General features: G+C 55.0%; 13 protein-coding genes. 6 read left to right on the forward strand and 7 right to left on the reverse strand.

The window, feature by feature from the left end; all coding sequences use genetic code 11:
* Nucleotide 1 precedes the first annotated feature (1 nt).
* From ACWPM9_RS19570 to ACWPM9_RS19600, 7 genes are all read right to left on the reverse strand, one after another.
* Nucleotides 2-820, reverse strand: a complete 819-nt coding sequence (locus ACWPM9_RS19570; RefSeq protein ID WP_484756217.1) for an XdhC family protein — start codon at nt 818-820, stop codon at nt 2-4.
* Nucleotides 821-822: 2 nt separating this feature from the next.
* Complete coding sequence (locus ACWPM9_RS19575; protein ID WP_484756218.1) at nt 823-2,010, reverse strand: vWA domain-containing protein; 1,188 nt, start codon at nt 2,008-2,010, stop codon at nt 823-825.
* 1 nt (nt 2,011) lies between these two features.
* Nucleotides 2,012-2,893: an AAA family ATPase gene (locus ACWPM9_RS19580; RefSeq protein ID WP_484756219.1), complete on the reverse strand. Its 882-nt coding sequence runs from the start codon at nt 2,891-2,893 to the stop codon at nt 2,012-2,014.
* Nucleotides 2,894-2,906: 13 nt separating this feature from the next.
* Entirely contained in the window at nt 2,907-5,336 is a 2,430-nt protein-coding gene (locus tag ACWPM9_RS19585) for an aerobic carbon-monoxide dehydrogenase large subunit (RefSeq protein WP_484756220.1), read from the reverse strand.
* On the reverse strand, nt 5,333-5,833 hold the full coding sequence (locus ACWPM9_RS19590; RefSeq protein ID WP_484756221.1) for a (2Fe-2S)-binding protein: 501 nt from the start codon (nt 5,831-5,833) through the stop codon (nt 5,333-5,335). The genes ACWPM9_RS19585 and ACWPM9_RS19590 overlap by 4 nt, the downstream gene beginning before the upstream one ends.
* Nucleotides 5,834-5,843: 10 nt before the next feature.
* Nucleotides 5,844-6,710 (reverse strand): FAD binding domain-containing protein, encoded by an 867-nt coding sequence (locus ACWPM9_RS19595; protein WP_484756222.1) that lies wholly within the window; start codon nt 6,708-6,710, stop codon nt 5,844-5,846.
* Between the two features lie 178 nt (nt 6,711-6,888).
* Nucleotides 6,889-8,043, reverse strand: coding sequence for an MHYT domain-containing protein (locus ACWPM9_RS19600; protein WP_484757691.1), 1,155 nt, complete (start codon nt 8,041-8,043; stop codon nt 6,889-6,891).
* A 1,136-nt stretch (nt 8,044-9,179) separates the two neighbouring features.
* Here ACWPM9_RS19600 and ACWPM9_RS19605 point away from each other — a divergent pair.
* The 6 genes from ACWPM9_RS19605 (at nt 9,180) to ACWPM9_RS19630 (ending at nt 16,443) form a co-directional block, all read left to right on the forward strand.
* Nucleotides 9,180-9,908, forward strand: a complete 729-nt coding sequence (locus ACWPM9_RS19605) for a sugar transferase (protein ID WP_484756223.1) — start codon at nt 9,180-9,182, stop codon at nt 9,906-9,908.
* Between the two features lie 623 nt (nt 9,909-10,531).
* On the forward strand, nt 10,532-11,791 hold the full coding sequence (locus ACWPM9_RS19610) for a GumC domain-containing protein (protein WP_484756224.1): 1,260 nt from the start codon (nt 10,532-10,534) through the stop codon (nt 11,789-11,791).
* 27 nt (nt 11,792-11,818) lie between these two features.
* Nucleotides 11,819-12,922: a glycosyltransferase family 4 protein gene (locus tag ACWPM9_RS19615; protein WP_484756225.1), complete on the forward strand. Its 1,104-nt coding sequence runs from the start codon at nt 11,819-11,821 to the stop codon at nt 12,920-12,922.
* Nucleotides 12,817-14,148, forward strand: coding sequence for a lipopolysaccharide biosynthesis protein (locus tag ACWPM9_RS19620; protein WP_484756226.1), 1,332 nt, complete (start codon nt 12,817-12,819; stop codon nt 14,146-14,148). The genes ACWPM9_RS19615 and ACWPM9_RS19620 overlap by 106 nt, the downstream gene beginning before the upstream one ends.
* Entirely contained in the window at nt 14,145-15,488 is a 1,344-nt protein-coding gene (locus ACWPM9_RS19625; protein WP_484756227.1) for an O-antigen ligase family protein, read from the forward strand. The genes ACWPM9_RS19620 and ACWPM9_RS19625 overlap by 4 nt, the downstream gene beginning before the upstream one ends.
* Nucleotides 15,478-16,443, forward strand: coding sequence for a glycosyltransferase family 2 protein (locus ACWPM9_RS19630; protein WP_484756228.1), 966 nt, complete (start codon nt 15,478-15,480; stop codon nt 16,441-16,443). The genes ACWPM9_RS19625 and ACWPM9_RS19630 overlap by 11 nt, the downstream gene beginning before the upstream one ends.
* Nucleotides 16,444-16,446 lie beyond the last annotated feature (3 nt).

Raw genomic sequence — 16,446 nt, forward strand, 5'->3', positions numbered from 1 at the left:
TTTACGTATTTCTTTGTCCGCGCCGCCGGATTTCAATCATCTCTGCGACAATCGAAAAGGCAATTTCATCGGGCGTGATGGAACCGAGATCGAGTCCTGCTGGTGATCGCACCCCATCCATCGACCTGACGTCGAGGCCCTCGGCTTCGAGATCGCGTCGCATGGCTGCGAATTTCTTGCGTGAGCCAACAAAGCCGGTGTAGCGGGTCTCCATACCGAGGACGGCCTTCAAAGCCGTGCCATCTCCTCGCCCCTGCGTGGCGATGACAACGAAGCAATGCCGCGCGCCGTCTTTCGGCAGTTCGAAGCCATCAACCAGGCGATCGGCGACCGAAAAGGCAGAGTGGTCGGAGGCCGGAGCACATACGGTGACGAAAAAGCCCATCCGGTGGGCAATATCGGCAAGGGCTGCCGCCACGGGCGACGCGCCGAGCACAGTCAGATGCGGGCGCGGCAGAACCGGTTCCACAAACACATCCATCGTTCCCTGGCTAGGGCACATGTTGCGGGCATAGGAAACGCCGTCGCGCAATTCACCCGAATGCACCTGCTGCATCTCCAGCAAGTTTTCCGGCTGGATGCTGACAAGGCGTGGCTGACCATCGCGAATGGCCTCAGCAGCCGCCTTGAGCACGGCGCCGCGCGCGCAACCGCCACCAATCCAGCCAGCCGATATGGTGCCATCGGCAAGCAAGACTGCCTTGGCTCCGGCCTTGGCTGCCGTCACAGAAACAGTGCGTACCACCGTTGCGATCGCAAAAGGCTCGCCACGAGCTCTGGTTTGCGCGACCAGATCGAGAATATCGTCCGGTTCGGGCATGATCAAATCCTCGCCAGATAGGGTTCAAGTGCATTCAGGCTTTCAAGATTGTGAGCCGGCGCGAAGAGGTCCACGAAAGGAAGCGCGGCCTTCATGCCTGCCGCTTCCGGCGCATAGTCCTGCCAGCCGATCATGGGATTCAACCAGGCGATCCGCCGGCATCGTCTCCGAAGGGCCTGCATTTCGGCAGCGAGAACCTCACCAGAGCCTGTGTCATAACCGTCGGAGACGATCATCACGCAAGTACGCGAATGGATGCAGCGTTTGGCATGCCACCTGTTGAATGTCGCCAGGCTCTCACCGATCCGCGTGCCACCTCCGGTTCCCTGCGCCATCAACGACATCCGCTCCACTGATCGCTGCGGGTCACGCTCACGCAATGCGGGCGAGATATGAATCAGCCTTGTATGAAAAATATAGGCCTCGGCTTGCGAAAATGCGTCCAGCACCCCGTGCATGAAACGCAGGAACACCGCCGAATATAGGCTCATCGAGCCTGATGCATCCAGCAGGACGACAAGCTTCAGCGGCTTGTCCTTTCGCTTTCGACGGACGAGTTCCATCGGCGTGCCGCCATGGGCGATACTCTTGTGAATGGTGCGTCTGAGATCGAGCCGCTGGCCCTTGCGACGCACCCTCAGGCGCCGCGTCAGGCGTGCCCGCATCTCGTGCGCCAGCCTCGCAGCCAACTCGTGGGCGGCCGCCAGATCGTTTGGGTCGGTCAAATGCCTGAAATCGGTTCCGGTCAAGAGTTCGGTGCGCGAGGCCCCCTCTCGTTTTGACTGCCCGGTGTCTGTCTGTCCGCCTCCTTCGCTGCGCTCGACATGGTCGGCATTCTGGTTGTCCCCCAGTCCTCGGTTTCCGGCTGCGACCGCCTGCAGACCACTGGGTGCCTTTTGCGGCGCGCCTGATATCCGGGTGGCGGACTTCATGCCACGTACCAACCACCAAGCGTCGAAGATCTCGTCAAACTTCTGCCAATCCGAATGCCGGCTGCAGAACAATGCACGAAGTGCCGGGCGAAACTGTGAAGGACGTGCCACGCTGACGCCGCTCATAACACCGAGGGCATCACGCGTCTCGGCCAGGCCAATGACAAAACCGTTGTCGCGCAGCGCCGAAACGAAGCCCGATAGCTTTTCCCGCATCATTTCGCCCAGATCAGCATCTGACTTTCGCACCACGCTCATCTCATGCCACCTTGCCCAAAAGTCGATCCGACACCTGACGGGTCATCCGTGCCTTGTCCTCTGCGGTCTTGATCAGGCACATCATGGTTTCAAAGATGGCTTCCGGCTCGTCTTTCAGATGGCGGATGTCCAGACCGGCAAGCGTTGCTGCCCAATCCAGCGTCTCGGCAACCCCCGGAGCCTTTCTAAGATCTTCTTTCCTGATCTCGTTGACCATGGTGGCAATCTGAAGGGCCAGCGCCGCATCGATCCGGGGCAGACGTGACAGGATAATCCGGGCCTCACGATCGACATCGGGAAAATCGACATAGTGATAGAGACAGCGGCGACGTAGCGCATCAGAGAGCTCTCGCGTACCGTTTGACGTCAGGATCACCAGCGGAATGGTCCGCGCTGTGATTGTTCCAAGTTCTGGAATAGAGACCTGGAAATCAGACAACAGCTCCAGCAAGAAGGCTTCGAATTCTTCATCGGCGCGGTCGACCTCGTCGATCAACAGGACCGGCGATTTCGGCTGGCGGATTGCCGCCAGCAGCGGCCGCTCGAGCAGATATTTTTCCGAGAATATCTCGTCTTCGACCTCGTTGGCGTTGAGCCCCTCGCGTGCCTTGATGGCCAGCAATTGCCGCTGATAATTCCATTCATAAAGCGCCGAGCTCTGATCCAGCCCCTCATAGCATTGCAACCGGATCAACTTGGTATCGTGGACCACAGCCAGAGCCCGCGCGACCTCTGTTTTGCCAACGCCCGCCTCGCCCTCAAGCAGCAAGGGACGACTGAGGCTGTTCATGAGCCACAGGGCGGTTGCCAGATCACGGTCGGGAATATACCCGACCGCAGCCATATCAGTGGCAATCTGGTCCTGTGGAAGTGTGACCACCATTTTCTTCGCCGTCCTAGCCGTGCAACCCCAGCCGCTCACCCACCTTCCAGAGGCGCCAGGCATCATGCGGCATCTGGATGTGACCGGCGTCGAGAAAGGCATAGGCATCGTTGACGGCATTGGAAAAGCACGGCACGCCGCCCACATGTGGGCTTTCACCGACACCTTTGGCCCCAATCGGGTGATGTGGGGACGGCGTTACGGTAAAGTCGGTTTCCCATTTGGGCGTCTCCACCGCCGTTGGCAGGAAGAAGTCCATGAACGAAGCACCCATGACATTACCCGTCTCATCATAACGGATCTCCTGACCCATTGCGCAGGCAAACGCCTCTGTCAGCCCGCCATGCACCTGACCCTCAATGATCATGGGATTGATGCGCGTACCGCAGTCATCGAGCGCGTAGAAGCGGCGCGTCTTGGCGACACCCGTATCAACGTCGATATCCATAACGCAGAAATAGGCCCCGAATGGATAAGTCATATTAGGCGGCTCGTAATAGTTTACTGCCTCCAGACCCGGCTCCATGTTTGGCGGCGGGGAATTATAGGCCGACCAGGCAATTTCCTTCATGGTCTTGAACTTTTCCGGCAAACCCTTGACCTTGAAGCGATCGATATCCCATTCCAGATCATCCTCATGCACTTCCAGCATATGGGCAGCGATCATCTGTGCCTTGGCCTTGATCTTGCGCGCAGCCACTGCGGTTGCAGCGCCGGCGACCGGGGTCGAGCGCGAGCCATAGGTACCAAGACCATACGGCGCAGTATCCGTATTGCCCTCCTCAATCATGATGTCATCTGCTGGAATGCCAAGTTCCGTGGCGATGATCTGGGCATAGGTGGTCTCATGCCCCTGCCCCTGGCTCTTGGTGCCCATTCGGGCGATTATCGAGCCGGTCGGATGGATGCGGATCTCAGCGGAATCGAACATCGCGATACCGAGGATATCGCAGTTCTTGGCCGGCCCGGCACCGACAATTTCTGTGAAGAAGGAAATGCCGATGCCCATGAGTTCGCGGGTTTCTCCGCGCTTGAAGGCTTCGCGCTTTTTTGCCTGTTCCTCACGCAACTGCTTGTAGCCGATGGTGTCCATCGCCTTCTGCATGGCTGTATGATAATCGCCGCTGTCGTATTCCCAGCCGAGCGCCGAGTGATAGGGAAACTGTTCGGCCTTGATGAAGTTCTTCATGCGGAGCTCGGCTGCATCCATGCCGAGCTTGTGGGCGAGCACTTCGACGGCTCGCTCAATGGCAAACACCGCCTCGGTCACCCGGAACGAGCAGCGATAGGCCACACCGCCTGACGCCTTGTTGGTATAGACACCATCGACCGCCAGATGTGCCACCGGGATGTCGTAGGAGCCTGTGCAGATGTTCATGAAGCCGGCCGGCCACTTGGACGGGTCGGCGCAGGCGTCGAATGCGCCATGATCTGCCAGCACATGCACGCGCATGCCAAGGATCTTGCCTTCTTTGGTGGCGGCCAGTTCGGTGGTCATGTGGTAGTCGCGGGCAAAGGAAGTGGTGGAGAGGTTTTCCATCCTGTCCTCGACCCATTTGACCGGCACACCGAGCACGATCGAGCCGACCACCGAGCAGACATAGCCGGCATAAGCGCCGACCTTGTTGCCAAATCCGCCGCCGATATCCGGCGCTACAACATGAATCTTGTGTTCTGGTAGACCCGAGATCAGCGAGACGACTGTGCGGATGACATGCGGTGCCTGGAATGTGCCCCAAAGCGTCAGTTCGCCCTTGACCTTGTCAAACGAGGCGACAGACTGGCAGGTCTCCAGCGGCGACGGATGCGTGCGGTGATCGACCAGCATTTCCTTGATGGTCACATCGGCATTGGCAAAAACGTCGTCGGTCGCCTGCTTGTCGCCTATTTGCCATTCAAAGATATGGTTCGGGTGTTTACGTGGCCCATGCGCGCCGACCATCTTGTCCTTGATGTCTTCGCGCAGGATGGGCGCATCCGCAAGCATAGATTTGAACGGATCGACAATACAGGGCAGCGCCTCATAGACGACGTCGACGAGTTCTGTTGCATCCGACGCGATATACCGGTCCTCCGCGATGACAAAGGCCACCTCCTGGTTCTGAAACAGCACTTTTTCTTCCGCCAGGACTGCCTGTACGTCGCCCGCAAGGGTTGGCATATAATGCAGGCCAAGCGGCTTTAGATCGGCAGCTGTTAGAACCGCGATCACACCGGGCAGCGCTTTGGCGCGTGAGGTATCGATACTGATGATGCGGGCATGAGCGTGAGGCGAACGGACAAAATCACCGAACACCATGCCCGGTAGCTTCAGATCATCGACATAATTGCCCTTGCCCTGAGTGAAACGGATATCTTCAACGCGCTTGCGCTTGCATCCCATGCCCTGCAGCTTCTCGGTCCGTTCGGCGCGGTCCTGATCGATCTTGACTTGCTCGTTCATTCTGCAGCCTCCTGAAACGGTGTTCCGTTGATCTTGGCCGCCGCATACTGGATGGCCCTGACGATGTTGACGTAGCCGGTGCAACGACAAAGATTGCCGGCGATACCGTTGCGAATTTCGTCTTCGGTGGGGTCAGAGTTCTCCTCAAGCAGGCGATGCGCGCGCAAGATCATTCCCGGCGTGCAATAACCGCATTGCAGGCCGTGCATCATGCGGAAACCTTCTTGCAGCGCGCTCAGCGTTCCATCAGCATTCGCGACTCCCTCGATTGTGGTAATGGCCGAGCCATCTGCCTGGACGGCAAAGGTCATGCAGCTTTTGACCGACGTGTCGTCCATGTCGACAGTGCATGCACCGCAATGGCCGGTATCGCAGCCGATATGGGCGCCTGTCAGATTTTGCTGCTCGCGCAGGAAGTGGATGAGCAATGTCCGCGGCTCGACGAGAGCCTCGACATCCTTGCCATTGATAGTGACCTTGATATGCGATTTCGTCATGATGTTCCCCTCAACCCTTGGCGCGGGTCTTTGCCCTCTCGAGTGCCCGGCGCAGCATGATGCCGGCCATCTTGGTGCGGTATTCCGAAGGCCCGCGCATATCGGAGGCTGGATTGGTAATCGCTTCGGCTGCAGCAACCGCCTTTGCGACAGTTGCCTCGTCAAGCGTGGTGCCAAGCAGAATTTGCGCAGCCTCTTGCGCCCATAGCGGCGTTTCCGAAACATTGGTGAGGCCGATGGAAGCGCTGGTGCAGGTGCCCCCTTCAATCGTGATCACCACGGCCGCCGCCGCAGTCGCATAGTCTCCCACTTTTCGCTTGAGCTTTTCATAGCCATAACCATGCCCGAGGGGCGGAACGGGAATGGAAACCGATACCAATATTTCGCCGGGCTCAAGCGCAGTGTCATAGGCCCCGAAATAGAAGTCGCGCGCCGCGACCTCTCGTGTGCCGCTCACGCCCGTCAAAGTGTAACGGGCGTTCAGACACTGCATCAGAGCCGGCATATCGTTGCCCGGATCACCATTTGCGCAATTGCCACCAATTGTGCCCTTGTAACGGATCTGAGGGTCGGCGATGACCAGAGCGGTCTCGCGCATGAGCGGAACCAGACCGGCCAGCTGCGAGGAATGGATGACGGCATGTTGCGTCACCATCGCTCCGATGATGACTTCATTACCCACATGATCGATCTGGCGCAGCCCCTCGACTGCACCGAGATCTACCAGATGATCCGGTGCTGCCAACCGTGTCTTCATCATAGGTATCAGGCTATGGCCACCAGCAAGGGGCAGTGCGTCCTCACCGAGTTGCTGAAGCAATGCCACAGCACCCTCGACCGTCGTTGGCCGATGGTAATCGAATGACCCTGGTATCATCGTGAGCTCCTCCCAAAGCATTTTCACGCTCGGCAAGGCCCCACTCCAAAAGACCTCGTCTCTGCGCTCTCCATGAGCAGGCGTCGATCATCGTGCTGAGACAAGAACAAGAGCACCAAACGCACAATTCTGCACGAAATGCGTGGCTGTTTGCACGAACTGCGTCAGAATAACTGACCTACCCTTCCAGGGTCGCTGCACCCTTTGCAGATGCCTTGAAAGCGGCGAGTTCATCACGCAGAGCTGCGAGTCTTGATCGACTGACAGGCACTGTTCGCCTCACGGGCGTATCCAGCTCGGCGACGCCCGCGTCACCGGATTTCTTGATGCGGGCTACGAATGACAAATTGACGATATAGCTGCGATGCGTGCGCGGGAACATCGCCTCGGGCAGGCGGGCAGCAATATCTGTAATGGACAAGGGGCAAAAAAGATCGTCGCGACCGTTGAATATATAGGTGTAGTGGGCGTTGGAATGAACCGATGCAATTTCATCCGAGGCGATGTGGAAACGCTTGCCGTTCTTCTCCATCGGAAGCAGCAGATCGGCTTCGGCCAGACCTTCCGGGGCTGATGTGGTCTCTGCCGGCGTTTGAACGCTGTCGCTCGATGCATCTTTTGCCCCAGTCGGAACCAGCGCCAGCATGAAAACCGCCGAGATCGAACAGGCGACGACACTGACGATGGTGGCCAGTATGTCGCTGGAGATCAGGGACTTTGCAGTCGCAGCCTGCGCTGTTGCCATATGCAGCGTCGTTCCCACCATCGCCGTGTAGTGCATGCCCGAAACGGCGCAGCCGAACACGAGCGCACAGAGAAACAGTGGCGGTCGGCGATCAGCAGAAAAGGCAAGCCAGAGGGTGAGGCCGGACGCAGCGATTGCAATGGCTATGCTGGCGATCGCATAGGCCGGATCGTGGGTTAGGTGCATGACCGAATGTACAGCGATCATGCCGACGTAATGCATCGTTGTGATGCCGAGGCCCATCAAAACGGCAGCAGCCACCAGAAGGAGATGCGAGCGCAGGCTGGCAAGATAGACGGCAACACCGGTGACAAGACCGCAAATCAGGAATGAAAGCAATGTCGGAAGGACGGCATAATTGATGGTGATTGACGTTCTAACCGCCAACATGCCGATGAAGTGCATGCTCCAGATACCGACCGCAAGCGTCAAGGCTGAGCCCGCGATGAGAAGACGACGCCGATTGGCAAAGGCTGTAGATATGAGAAGTGCCAGATTGATGCCAACATAGCCTGCCTGGATCGCCACCACCACCGAGAGCAGGACGAGGATCGGACTATACGTAAACCAACCGGCAAAATCCGTCATTGCGGTCACTACAACCCTTCAAAACGGAGGCTCCGCTGGTGCGATGCACAAGCAGCTCAAAAACTGTAGCGTGAGGCTACTCTCCCTTGGGCAAGCCTCCCAACTGCCCGACACCATTCTAGCGACGAGTCTGGCGTTTTGTCGAGATTAACGGCATTCACGGATGCGTTCGACCATTCGCCGTTGAAAGGGCGGTGGTCATTGATCGATAAACGAATCGCCGGTGATTTCCACGACATCGGCTTGAGACAGTGGCCTGGATGCGAACTCCACCGGCCCTGACTTGAAGAAATTCGAGGCTTCGCGTGGATACGGCAACGAGGACGTCCCAAGCGCAATCGGAAATAGCCGGGCGATTTCCACCGATGATCCCGTTGACGCGCACAGCCAGTTGTCATCATCAGCGCTGCAAAATTACAGTCCGCGGTGAACCAAAGTTGCCTTACTGTGTATAGGCATATTCATCCCAGCCAATTCACAGCCCAAAGCACGCCGATAATCAGAATAGCCCACAAAGTGAGTGAGATCAGAATGGCGGCTATCAGATATCTCAACCGGCTGGACATCGTGTGGGAGAATCCCCGAAATTTCCGTATCTGGGGAAGTTACCGGCTTACCAACCCTGGGTAAACCGATCAGCGCACCACACTCAGTGTGTCCACAAAAAAATCACCCTTACAAAACAATATGTTGACAATTTTGCAATTTCGTTCAGCAAGAAAATCTGACTTTCTCCCGGAATACTGGCCCAATATCAATATAGCGTCTCTGGTGCATTCTATAGAGCGGACTTCCAAACCTATGCAGAGGCCAATCAGCAATTATTCCCTTGATATCCATTTGGTGTCTATTTTGATTGCATATTCAACACGCTAAAACTCCAGCATTTCTCAAATTTCCGCGTGCATCGCCGAATGAGGAGACTCTCCTCTACTGACGCTTTCGATGCCATATTCTCCACAGCCCAACCTCAATTAATCATAATATAATATTACAGAAAAAGACAGTTGCTGCATCGCACCAATTGACTTATAGATTTTTTCAACAAAGTTAATATTTCTTTAACGTTCGTTGAAACCTGTCGACGAATTCATCGCTTTTTATAATGTGCGGGTGGGTATGCAGGGGAAATCGACATGATATATGCCGAGAGAGCGGTTCGTAACACGGGTATATTTGACCGCGACGCAGAAGCGCTTGCAGATCTGGGATCGAAGCAGAGTGCATGTGCTGAAATCGGGGGTATAAAGCCAACAAAACAAGTCGACCTGATCTTGAAGCGCATGCTCGATGTTCTTGGCGCAGGTTTTGGTATTTTGGTTCTGGCGCCGTTGCTGATCCTCATAGCAATTGCAATACGGATTGAAAGTAAAGGAAACCCGTTATTTTCGCAGATCCGGTGGGGAAAAGATTGCACAAAGATCAGGGTGTACAAATTTCGGTCAATGCACTTTGACAAATGCGATGCAACTGGTGTCCAACAGACCGTCGTCGGTGACCCGAGAATAACGCGGGTCGGGGCGTTTCTGCGAAAGACCAATCTTGACGAGCTACCGCAACTCTTCAACGTAGTTTGTGGTGATATGTCGTTGGTCGGCCCGCGCTGCCATGCCATCAATATGCTAGCCGCGGGCATGCTCTACGAGGAACTTGTGCCTCAATACCATAAGCGCCATGTCGTTCGCCCGGGCCTCACAGGTCTCGCTCAGATGAGAGGGCTTAGAGGGCCGACAGACAAAGCGTTCAAGGCAAGAGCTCGGCTTTATTCGGACCTCTATTACATTGAGAACTTCTCTTTTACGTTCGACTTGAAAATTCTGGCTTTGACCGTGTGGTCGGAACTGACCAACAGTAAAGGTTTCTAGAACGACTATTGCGTCTTGCCCTCGTGCCAAGACGTTTGAGCGTCTCGGCGACCAGATCAGAATGGTCACTACAGCGTTATTTCATATTATTTTCTATTCGCCCAACAATACTGAGGACGGAACCGAATAACATTGTCGTAACTGCATAAAAATTCGATATTTCACAACAGTTAAAAAATGAAAATACGTGCCTATAAATTATGATTCACGCCTAAATAAATCTCATTAATGATTAAAAATTAATCGACTACACACCTATTGCATAAAATTTTATTTTTTTACTTCATTTTTCAAAATAAATTCACAAAATTACTGTTGCAATTTCAAAAAATAACAATCTAAATGGTTGTGATTAGTTATATCGATTTATTTTTGCTTCCGTCATCGGCGGATTTTCAATTATATTTGATATCTCAAGTCGCAGTCGACCCTGAATAGATTACGGTCCACATCCGTTTTTCTTTTTTAGGCGTATCAATTACATGAGGGTCTCGCGGATGAACCACGTTGACGCAACCGTCATTCGAAGAGTGCGGACAAAGGGAAGTTCTGGCTGGTCTCTGTTTTTGATTCCCAAGAGATATTGGCTTTTGGCGATATTGGCGTCACTGGCTATTGTTAGCATGACGCTTGTGGTCGTCGGAAAGACGCCCTCTCGATACCGAACAAATGCAAATCTGCTCGTTTTTCTGTCCGATGATTACGCCTCTCGCAGCGTAGTCGGTACGAACAATAATTCATTTCAGTCCTCGATGGACCGCGACGCTTACATGTCGGCTGAGGTTGCCATCCTGACGAGCGGAATTGTTATTGACGAGGCCATTAACTCGATAGGCGTTGAGCGGCTTTACCCTCAGCTAAGCAATGGTCCGGGCCTATTAAGGTCAGCGTTCGCAAGTGTTTTCAACGCCATTTCAGGGTATAGCGCGGACGGTAATCGGGAAAGGCAACAATCGGCTTCGGCCCGCCGCGCGGTTTGGCAGTCTCTGCATGTTGACTCCGGGCGCAGCGGAAACGTGATTACCATCTCCTACGAAAACTCCGATCGCGATCTGGCGGCAGAGTTCGTTGCGAAGTTAATCGACTTCTACTTCGTACGCCGTTCCTTTCTATTCTCAGACAGACAAGCGGTCCTTCTGGCACAACAGGCCGAGGCCGAGGGGGCCGAACTGCAAAAGGTGCGGACGGCGCTTTCAAGTTTCCGAACCAGGTCGGGCATCTCAGACTTTCCCTTGCAACGCGAACTGCTCCTTCGTCAAATCTCAGATCTTGAGCGCGATCTTCAGGTGACAGAAGTGGGAGCGACGGAAACGGAAGCCCGTCGCGCTACGGTGTCCGAACAGCTCAATTTACTTCCAGCCGATTCTGTACGCAGAACGAACGGCGCAGAAGTGATCGTAAGGCGCGGTGAAAATGCGGATAACCTGCAGCAGGAGTTGAACAGGTTAGAGCAGGCGCTCAGTTCTGCCCGTGCCCGAACCGCCGGACTGAAGACGCATATGGCCGTTCTTCGCCAAGATCTAAGGGCGCTCAACAGCCAAGAGGGGGAACTTGATGACCTCAAACTCCGCCAGGATGTGAAAGAGCGTCAATACGAACAGATTCTCCAAACGCTCGGCGAACGAAAGTCAACGGAAGCCGTTGCCCAGGCCCGGCAATCGAATGTGAAGCTGATGGACAAGCCTGAGGTGCCAAGCAGACCCACGAGCCACCGAATGGTTATCGCAGCGACAGGGTTCCTCCTCGCATTCTTCACGGCGGTAGCGATCCTGATCCTGGGCTGGCTGGTGTGTGTGCGGCAGGTGAAAATGACCTTCCTCTGGCAACAGGAAAGCGGCACCGCCCACGATAATAAGAGTTTTCGACCGGGCAACGTGGCTTGACTTTAACGATCACCAAAGGGGGCAGTCATGAAAATCGCAATGATCGGATCAAGAGGGATTGGTACATCATACGGCGGCATCGAGCGGGTGCTCGATGCCGTCTCGCCCGAACTTGTTGCGCTTGGTCACACGGTGGACGTTTTTGCTTCTGACTGTCCGGCTTCTATCGATCTGCCCGGCCTTAATGTAGTCAGGGTTCCCAGCATTGGCGGCAAACATACTGAAACGATTTCTCGCAGTTCCATTGCGCTAGCCCGGGCAATGGGCCGATACGACGTGATCCACCTGCATGCCATCGGACCGGGAATGCTGTCCGCCGTAACGCGCCTTTTTGCACAACCGACAATTGTCACAGTCCACGGCCTGGACCAAAAGCGCGACAAGTGGGGGCCGGTTGCAAGGTCGTGCCTGTCTATGGCCGAGAACATGATTGCTCGCTATGCCGATGAGGTAACAGTCGTCTCCGAAGAGCTTCGGAGATACTTTCTCGAACGTTACAATTTGCGGACAGTCTTCATTCCGAACGGATTGCCGTCAGTGAAACCTGTTCCTCGTGGGCCGTTTCTCGACAGCCTTGGACTTGAGAACCGACGCTACGTGTTTTTTGCAAGTCGCCTGACTCCAGAAAAGGGCTGTCACGACCTGATTGAGGCCCATGCCCGACTTGAAGATGGAACGGCACTAGTCATCGCCGGCAAGGGCATCCAGTCCGACTATGACGCGTATCTGAGGCAAATTGCTGGCAACAATGTTATGTTTGTCGGTCATCGTAGCGGTGCCGAACTGCAAGAACTCTACAGCAATGCCGCTGCGTTTGTGCTGCCATCTTATCTTGAGGGCATGTCCATGGCGCTTCTGGAAGCCATGGCTTATGGCCTGCCCCTTGTGGTCAGCGATATTCCAGAGAATGTTCGCGTCGTTGGAGGTGGTGCAATCCGTTTTGCACCGCGAGACGTCAATGGCCTCTACAATGCGCTGCGGTTGGCTGTTGAAAGGCGCGTTCAGCCAGCAGCACAGCAGTCTGCGTGGCCGACATGGTCCAAAATCGCGGAATCCTACTGCAATTCATACCACCGCGTCGTTGGCAAAATGCCGGTTGTGGTGGGCAAACTTTATGGGGATCGCTTTTGAGCATGAAGACCTCCAATGCTATTCAGGCGATTTTTGAACGCTTCTTCAACGGCGGGCTCCCGGCTTTACTGATCCTGTTCGCTCGTCTTCTGCAGAATGCCAACGGTTTTATTTTGACTGCCGTCGTTGCGTACCGCTACGGCCTCGACGCTGTCGGCACACTGACACTTGCAACGATTCCAATTACGTTGTTTGCCCTGTTTGGCACATTCGGGCTGCATTTCAGGCTTGCCCAGATCAATGTGAACAACGGCGTGCGAAATACGATCGGGCTCGTCTCTGCAGCAGCCTCATTGCCCGTCATTGTGATCATCGCGCTCATGTTCGGCATGGTCTTCGGTCACAACCCGGCAGAACAGCTTCAGCTCTCGGCGATCGCTTTATCGGCACCGTATTTCGCGCAATGCAATGTGATGAACGCACTTCAGGTGCTTCAAGGGAAGGAGGCGCAGAGCATCATTGCGCCGGCCCTCAATAGCCTGGGCCTCGTAGCAGGTGCCTTTTCCAACGATTTCAGTAATTTTTGCCTTGTGGTGTTGGCCTTCAGAATGCTCGGTATAGCGATACCCTATATGCTTCTACCCCATGATTTCAGCGCGTTTGGACAGGCTTTCGGCCACTTGCGTAGCGGCTTGCGCTATCTGTTCTCCGACGCTGTTCTGGTGGCAAGCGATACGATGATCCTTCTTCTGAGCGCCCATATCCTCGGACGAAGCGATCTCGGTGTGCTCGGCATTTGTCGTCAGTTATTGACGGCCAGCGATACACCCGGCTGGGCAAATCTGCAGTCCGTTTACCCCAAGATCGTCACGGGAGACGACGCCTATTTCAGAGGGCTCATCAGATCGATGCTGCGGCTGGGTGCACTGCTTGCCATTGTGGTCACTGCTGTTGCGGTTCCGATGGGTATTTACGTGTTCAAGGTTGGCGATCTCTGGTTCTTCGCTGCAATTTTAATGTCATCTGTGCCTGCACGCTATGTTGTCGTTTGTATTGAAACACACCTAAAGGCGAGAGGTGCCATCAGCTATGCCAATTGGCTGACGGCGGCGAGAGCCATCGTGGGATTTGTAGTCGTTGGCGTTGCGACGGTTTCTGGTGGACTGCTCGGACACATTGTTGCCCTGGCGTGCTTTTTCATCTCGCTGGCGGTCGTCGAATACGCACTGACTCTCCATAACAAGCAGACTGGGTCCGTCGCACTCGGAGCAGGGGAAGCTCTATGACGGTTCAAAACCCGAGAGTGAAATTTGGCTTGCCTGAACTCGTTGCTGACCAAAGCCTCTATGCGCTCATGTTGACGTCCACAGTCTTGTTTTGGGCGGCGGGATTGCTGACGCTCGTGCAGGCAGCAGTCATTGTTACTCTGGCATATGCTCGTGCGCCGGTCGGCTTTCTGGCACGCCTTGTCGCCATAAGCTGGATTTCAATTGGGCTGTTCCAGTTCACGGCCTCTGTTCTTGCTGGGGTCTGGCGTGAGGAGCCTGTCACAGGCGTCGCACAGCTATTCGGCTTTGGCGTTTTCGGCTGGATAATGGGTGGCCTCGCGATTTGGGCGGGCGCCGCGCACGGTCTATCCAGCCGGTTGATCATACGCTCTGTCGCCTTGCTGGGGGCAATCATCATCCCACTGGCTCTGATCGGTGCGCTGGGCGTGGCGTTGGGATTGCCACATCTGTATTCCGGTTACACCATACCTATGTTGATCGCCCCGCACAGTCCGGCTGCGCTGCTGTATGGGTCCGCAGCGATCTACATCTCCGAAGAGACGCTCGGCGAATTAAAAACACGGCTTGTTCTGTTCTATCCCTACACGACTGCATTGGGTTTGGGCGGCATTGGGATCACCATGATCAGCCTCTTGGAGAAGGATTGGCGTCTCCGGCTAATGGGTATGGCTGGCGGTATAGTGGGTGTCGTTTTCAGTTGGAGTCGGCTCGCGCTCGGTGCGATGCTGTTGTGTGCCCTCGGCTGGATCTGGCTCAAGGTATCTCTTCCATTAAGGCTTCTTTTTATAACACTCGCTCTTGTTGCTCTTTTTTTCATAAGTGTAGCAGACGTCGACTGGATCAACTTTCTGCTCTCGATACAGGATCGGGTCGATGGAGTGCGCGCCGGATCCAGTCTTGCCCGCCACTTAATCTACGAAAAAAGTTTCGAGGGCTTTTTGCAATCACCCATCTTCGGCTACGGCTGGATCGGCCCTTCAGTTCACCCGAAGGAAATATTACCGATAGGAAGCCACTCAACTGTCTATGGCCTGCTTTACACAGGCGGCATAATGGCTTTCGGCGCATTTGTGGTGGCAATCAGCATCACTGTCATCGCCAGCTTAATTCGACTGAACAGTGAAAAAGGTGAGCGAAGAGACGAGGCAATAGTCTTGCTTCTGCTGTCGCTGACCCTGCTGTTCTTTTGCAAGTACGAATCTCTCTTCAGTATTACTCTACCATGCTCTTACATTTTCGCATTCATCGGCGGCGCGCTCGAGCCACACGACCATAGGCCAGACACGGACATAGCATTCACAAGCTCTTCAATGCCCAGGAGGTATCATGGTTCCTAGTATTCCCTGCCTTAGCATCGTCATACCAGCCTACAATGTCGCGGAATTCATCGTTCCTGCCGTTGAATCGGCACTCGATCAAACTTTCCGGGATATCGAAGTAATTGTTGTCGATGACGGTTCGACAGACGCGACGCCGGCATTGCTCGCAGAACTTGCTGCTCAGCGTAACGACATTCGGCTGAAAATTGTACGTCAGAGGAATTGCGGTCTTTCTGCCGCGCGAAACACTGGCATTCGCGAGGCACGTGGCCGCTATATCGGCTTTCTGGATGGTGATGACCTGTGGCACTGCGACAAGGCAGCTGCGCATATCGCGTTGATGGACAGTGACCATGGCATTGGATTTAGCTATTCGGCCTCCGAATTCATAGAAGAGGATGGCAGCTCGACTCATAGGCTGTTGCGGCCCGATACACTCCATCCATCGTTGCATGAGATGATCTCACGTAATCACGTCGGCAATGGCTCGACCCCGGTGGTACGCCGCTCATGCTTTGAGGCGGCAGGTTATTTCCGCGAGGAGCTGCGCAGTTGTGAGGACTATGAAATGTGGTGCCGCATCCTGTGGCTAACCAACAGTATAGCAGTCGGTCTATCGGAACCGCTCACCTTTTACAGACTGCGAAAATCGAGCCTTTCCTTCGATGTCGATCGTTTCGTAAGTCAGGCCGATATGGCGCTGGATATCATAAGCGCTTCAATGCCCGCAGTGCCCCGACACGTGATCAATCGTGCGCGGGCCGAACATTACAGGATTGCGGCTCGTAAGGCTGTCATCGCAGGTAAAAACGACCGAGCCTGCGCCATGCTCGCCCATGCCTTCAAGTTGCGCCCGCAGATGTTTTTAACCGATCTGAGGGCCCTTGCGGCCTTTGCATCGCTCGCCATACCAGAGAGCGGCTTACGCAAGCTGGAACATCTCATTTTGTCGCTACGGCCCAAGGGAGCTTAGAGC

The organism is Agrobacterium sp. H141, assembly GCF_057158725.1.